General features: G+C 63.0%; 3 rRNA genes. All 3 read left to right on the forward strand.

From position 1 onward, the window contains the following. The first annotated feature begins 149 nt into the window (after window positions 1–149). The 3 genes from OF117_RS21950 (at window position 150) to rrf (ending at window position 5,527) form a co-directional block, all read left to right on the forward strand. Window positions 150–1,676 (forward strand): 16S ribosomal RNA (locus tag OF117_RS21950). A gap of 485 nt (window positions 1,677–2,161) precedes the next feature. After that, a 23S ribosomal RNA gene (locus tag OF117_RS21955) occupies window positions 2,162–5,291 on the forward strand. A 119-nt stretch (window positions 5,292–5,410) separates the two neighbouring features. Beyond that, window positions 5,411–5,527 (forward strand): 5S ribosomal RNA (gene rrf, locus OF117_RS21960). The 16S, 23S and 5S rRNA genes sit together here, the layout of an rRNA operon. The last annotated feature ends 2 nt before the right edge of the window (window positions 5,528–5,529 follow it).

Consider the following 5,529-nt stretch of genomic DNA (forward strand, 5'->3'; position numbering starts at 1 on the left):
GCGCGTCCGTTCCTTGAGAACTCAACAGCGTGCCGAATGTCAGTGCCAAGTAACAAGTTCCCGTGCCTCGGACGTGTGTTCGGGGTGGGAGTTCCTTTGGTTGATCGATCGCGGGTGTCAGCCCGCGGTTCTCGGCCGGATCGGATGCATCTACGGAGAGTTTGATCCTGGCTCAGGACGAACGCTGGCGGCGTGCTTAACACATGCAAGTCGAACGGTGATCCCGCTCTCGGGTGGGGGATCAGTGGCGAACGGGTGAGTAACACGTGGGCAACCTGCCCCCGGCTTCGGGATAACTCCAAGAAATTGGGGCTAATACCGGATGTGACCGCCGGCCGCATGGTCTGGTGGTGGAAAGTTTTCTCGGCTGGGGATGGGCCCGCGGCCTATCAGCTGGTTGGTGGGGTAGTGGCCTACCAAGGCGACGACGGGTAGCCGGCCTGAGAGGGTGACCGGCCACACTGGGACTGAGACACGGCCCAGACTCCTACGGGAGGCAGCAGTGGGGAATATTGCGCAATGGGGGCAACCCTGACGCAGCGACGCCGCGTGGGGGATGACGGCCTTCGGGTTGTAAACCTCTTTCAGCGGGGACGAAGCCGGTTTCGGTGACGGTACCCGCAGAAGAAGCACCGGCCAACTACGTGCCAGCAGCCGCGGTAATACGTAGGGTGCGAGCGTTGTCCGGAATTATTGGGCGTAAAGAGCTCGTAGGCGGTTCGTCGCGTCGGCTGTGAAAACCCGGAGCTCAACTCCGGGCCTGCAGTCGATACGGGCGGACTGGAGTTCGGCAGGGGAGACTGGAATTCCTGGTGTAGCGGTGAAATGCGCAGATATCAGGAGGAACACCGGTGGCGAAGGCGGGTCTCTGGGCCGATACTGACGCTGAGGAGCGAAAGCGTGGGGAGCGAACAGGATTAGATACCCTGGTAGTCCACGCCGTAAACGTTGGGCGCTAGGTGTGGGGGCCATTCCACGGTTTCCGTGCCGCAGCTAACGCATTAAGCGCCCCGCCTGGGGAGTACGGCCGCAAGGCTAAAACTCAAAGGAATTGACGGGGGCCCGCACAAGCGGCGGAGCATGTTGCTTAATTCGATGCAACGCGAAGAACCTTACCTAGGCTTGACATGCGCGGAAATCCGGTGGAGATGCCGGGTCCGTAAGGGCCGTGCACAGGTGGTGCATGGTTGTCGTCAGCTCGTGTCGTGAGATGTTGGGTTAAGTCCCGCAACGAGCGCAACCCTCGTTCCATGTTGCCAGCGCGTGATGGCGGGGACTCATGGGAGACTGCCGGGGTCAACTCGGAGGAAGGTGGGGATGACGTCAAATCATCATGCCCCTTATGTCTAGGGCTGCAAACATGCTACAATGGCCGGTACAAAGGGCTGCGATGCCGTGAGGCGGAGCGAATCCCAAAAAGCCGGTCTCAGTTCGGATTGGGGTCTGCAACTCGACCCCATGAAGTTGGAGTCGCTAGTAATCGCAGATCAGCAATGCTGCGGTGAATACGTTCCCGGGCCTTGTACACACCGCCCGTCACGTCACGAAAGTCGGTAACGCCCGAAGCCGGTGGCCCAACCCTTTTTGGGAGGGAGCCGTCGAAGGCGGGATCGGCGATTGGGACGAAGTCGTAACAAGGTAGCCGTACCGGAAGGTGCGGCTGGATCACCTCCTTTCTAAGGAGCGGCCGGCCGCGCGCCCCCCTCGGGGGTGCGGGGTGCAGATGGCAGCCGCGCCGGAGCCGTGATGGCCGCCCCGATGTGGGGGGGGCCGCGGGTGTTTCGGGTGGTGCTCGAGGGTGGAACGCTGACTCATGCGGTCGCCGGCCCGCCGGCCGGCCCCCAGCACGCCGCCCCCTTCTCCTGTCGGGAGGGGGGTGGTGGTGGGGGTCGGGGTGGGGGGTGGGGGGTCGTCGGCGCGCTGTTGGGTCCTGAGGGAACGGGTGTGCCCGTTGTCTCGGTGCGGGGCCGTTCGGGGTTCCAGACCGTCGTGGAGTGCGGGTCGCCGGGAGGCGGCGCGGGGTTCGCGGGCCGGTGGGGCCGGGTGGGCGGTGTCCGGTGGTTGGTTGAGAACTGCACAGTGGACGCGAGCATCTTGAATTTCTCGTGCTCCTCCGCCGCCGGGTTGCCGGTGGGCGGAGGGGTTGGTTTGTAGGTCGTGTGGCCAAGTTGGTAAGGGCGCACGGTGGATGCCTGGGCACCAGGAGCCGATGAAGGACGTGGGAGGCTGCGAGAAGCCTCGGGGAGCTGCCAACCGAGCGTTGAGCCGAGGATGTCCGAATGGGGGAACCCCGCACCAGTCATGTGGTGTGACCCGCGCCTGAACACATAGGGCGTGCGGAGGGAACGTGGGGAAGTGAAACATCTCAGTACCCACAGGAGAAGAAAACAACAGTGATTCCGTGAGTAGTGGCGAGCGAAAGCGGAGGATGGCTAAACCGTCGTCATGGAACACCCGGCAGGGGTTGTGGCGGCGGGGTCGTGGGAGCGTTCGGAGTGTGCTGCCGCGCACTCGGGGAGTGAGCAAGCGCGGGCGTTAGGGGAAGGCCTCTGGAAGGGGTCGCCGCAGAGGGTGACAGCCCCGTACCCGAAAACGCCGCGCCTCCCGAACGTCGTCCCAAGTAGCACCGAGCCCGTGGAATTCGGTGTGAATCCGGCGGGACCACCCGCCAAGCCTGAATACTTCCTGGTGACCGATAGCGGACGAGTACCGTGAGGGAACGGTGAAAAGTACCCCGGGAGGGGAGTGAAACAGTACCTGAAACCGTGTGCCTACAAGCCGTCAGAGCCGGCGCCCCCGCGGGGGTGGTGATGGCGTGCCTTTTGAAGAATGAGCCTGCGAGTTAGCGGTGCGTGGCGAGGTTAACCCGTGGGGGGTAGCCGTAGCGAAAGCGAGTCCGAACAGGGCGATTCCAGTCGCGTGCTCTAGACCCGAAGCCGAGTGATCTACCCATGGCCAGGTTGAAGCGCGGGTAAGACCGCGTGGAGGACCGAACCCACCAGGGTTGAAAACCTGGGGGATGAGCTGTGGGTAGGGGTGAAAGGCCAATCAAACTCGGTGATAGCTGGTTCTCCCCGAAATGCATTTAGGTGCAGCGTCGCGTGTTTCTTGCCGGAGGTAGAGCACTGGATGGCCGATGGGCCCCATCAGGTTACTGACGTCAACCAAACTCCGAATGCCGGTAAGTGAGAGCGCGGCAGTGAGACGGCGGGCGATAAGGTTCGTCGTCGAGAGGGAAACAGCCCAGATCATCGGCTAAGGCCCCCAAGCGTGTGCTAAGTGGAAAAGGATGTGGGATCGCAGAGACAACCAGGAGGTTGGCTTAGAAGCAGCCATCCTTGAAAGAGTGCGTAATAGCTCACTGGTCAAGTGGTTCCGCGCCGACAATGTAGCGGGGCTCAAGCACACCGCCGACGCCGTGGCACTCCGCCGCACAGCCCGCCGCCGCCCCGTTGCGGGGTGGCGGCCAGGTGGCGGGGTGGGTAGGGGAGCGTCGCGTGGCGGGGGAAGCGGCGGCGGAAGCCAGCCGTGGACGCCACGCGAGTGAGAATGCAGGCATGAGTAGCGACAGGAGAGTGAGAACCTCTTCCGCCGGAAGACCAAGGGTTCCTGGGCCAGGCTAATCCGCCCAGGGTGAGTCGGGACCTAAGGCGAGGCCGACAGGCGTAGTCGATGGACAACGGGTTGATATTCCCGTACCCGCGACGGAGCGTCCCTGCCGAACCCGGCGATGCTAACCATCCGACGCCGGCGCGTTGCCCTTCGGGGCGGCGCCGCGCGACGCGTGGGATCCGAACCGGTAGTAGGCAAGCGATGGGGTGACGCAGGAAGGTAGTCGGGCCGGTGAGTGGTAGGACCGGTGCAAGGGTGTGGCCCGTTCGGCAGGCAAATCCGCCGAACATGCAGGGTGAGGCCCGACGCGTAGCCGAATGAGGCGAATTCGATGATCCTATGCTGCCGAGAAAAGCCTCTAGCGAGCTCCCAGCGGCCCGTACCCCAAACCAACTCAGGTGGTCAGGTAGAGAATACCGAGGCGATCGAGCGAACTGTGGTCAAGGAACTCGGCAAAATGCCCCCGTAACTTCGGGAGAAGGGGGGCCCCCGCCCGTGAACCGGCCTGCCCGGGGCGGCGGGAGGGGGCCGCAGAGACCAGTGAGAAGCGACTGTTTACTAAAAACACAGGTCCGTGCGAAGTCGTAAGACGAGGTATACGGACTGACGCCTGCCCGGTGCTGGAACGTTAAGGGGACGGGTCAGCCGCGAGGCGAAGCTCAGAACTCAAGCGCCAGTAAACGGCGGTGGTAACTATAACCATCCTAAGGTAGCGAAATTCCTTGTCGGGTAAGTTCCGACCTGCACGAATGGCGTAACGACTTCTCAGCTGTCTCGACCACAGGCTCGGCGAAATTGCACTACGAGTAAAGATGCTCGTTACGCGCGGCAGGACGGAAAGACCCCGGGACCTTCACTGCAGCTTGATATTGGTGTTCGGTTCGGCTTGTGTAGGATAGGTGGGAGACCGCGAGGCGGGCACGCCAGTGCCCGCGGAGTCGCCGTTGAAATACCACTCTGGTCGAATTGGATGTCTAACCTCGGTCCGTGAGCCGGATCAGGAACAGTGTCAGGTGGGTAGTTTAACTGGGGCGGTTGCCTCCCAAAGGGTAACGGAGGCGCCCAAAGGTTCCCTCAGCCTGGTTGGCAATCAGGTGGCGAGTGCAAGTGCACAAGGGAGCTTGACTGCGAGACCGACGGGTCGAGCAGGAGCGAAAGCTGGGACTAGTGACCCGGCACCGGCGTGTGGAAGCGGTGTCGCTCAACGGATAAAAGGTACCCCGGGGATAACAGGCTGATCTTCCCCAAGAGTCCATATCGACGGGATGGTTTGGCACCTCGATGTCGGCTCGTCGCATCCTGGGGCTGGAGTAGGTCCCAAGGGTTGGGCTGTTCGCCCATTAAAGCGGTACGCGAGCTGGGTTTAGAACGTCGTGAGACAGTTCGGTCCCTATCCGCCGCGCGCGTAAGAGACTTGCGAAGAGCTGTCCCTAGTACGAGAGGACCGGGACGGACGAACCTCTGGTGTGCCAGTTGTACCGCCAGGTGCACGGCTGGTTGGCCACGTTCGGCAGGGATAACCGCTGAAGGCATCTAAGCGGGAAGCTCGCTTCAAGATGAGGTCTCTCACCTCGACCGAGGGTAAGGCCCCCGCCCAGACCAGCGGGTCGATAGGCCGGAAGTGGACGCACCGCAAGGTGTTCGAGCTGACCGGTACTAACAGGCCGAGGACTTGCCACACACCCCCCACCCCCGGGGGGCACGACCCACCCACCAACGAGCACGCGTCCACTGTGCGGTTCTGAACCCACCACCCCCACCCCCACCCGGGGGCCGGCCCGGTACAGGTTCACAGCGTTACGGCGGCCATGGCGAGAGGGAAACGCCCGGACCCATTCCGAACCCGGAAGCTAAGCCTCTCAGCGCCGATGGTACTGCCCCGGCAACGGGGTGGGAGAGTAGGACGCCGCCGGACAA

It is taken from the genome of Geodermatophilus sp. YIM 151500 (genome assembly GCF_025716945.1).
Lineage (GTDB): Bacteria > Actinomycetota > Actinomycetes > Mycobacteriales > Geodermatophilaceae > YIM-151500.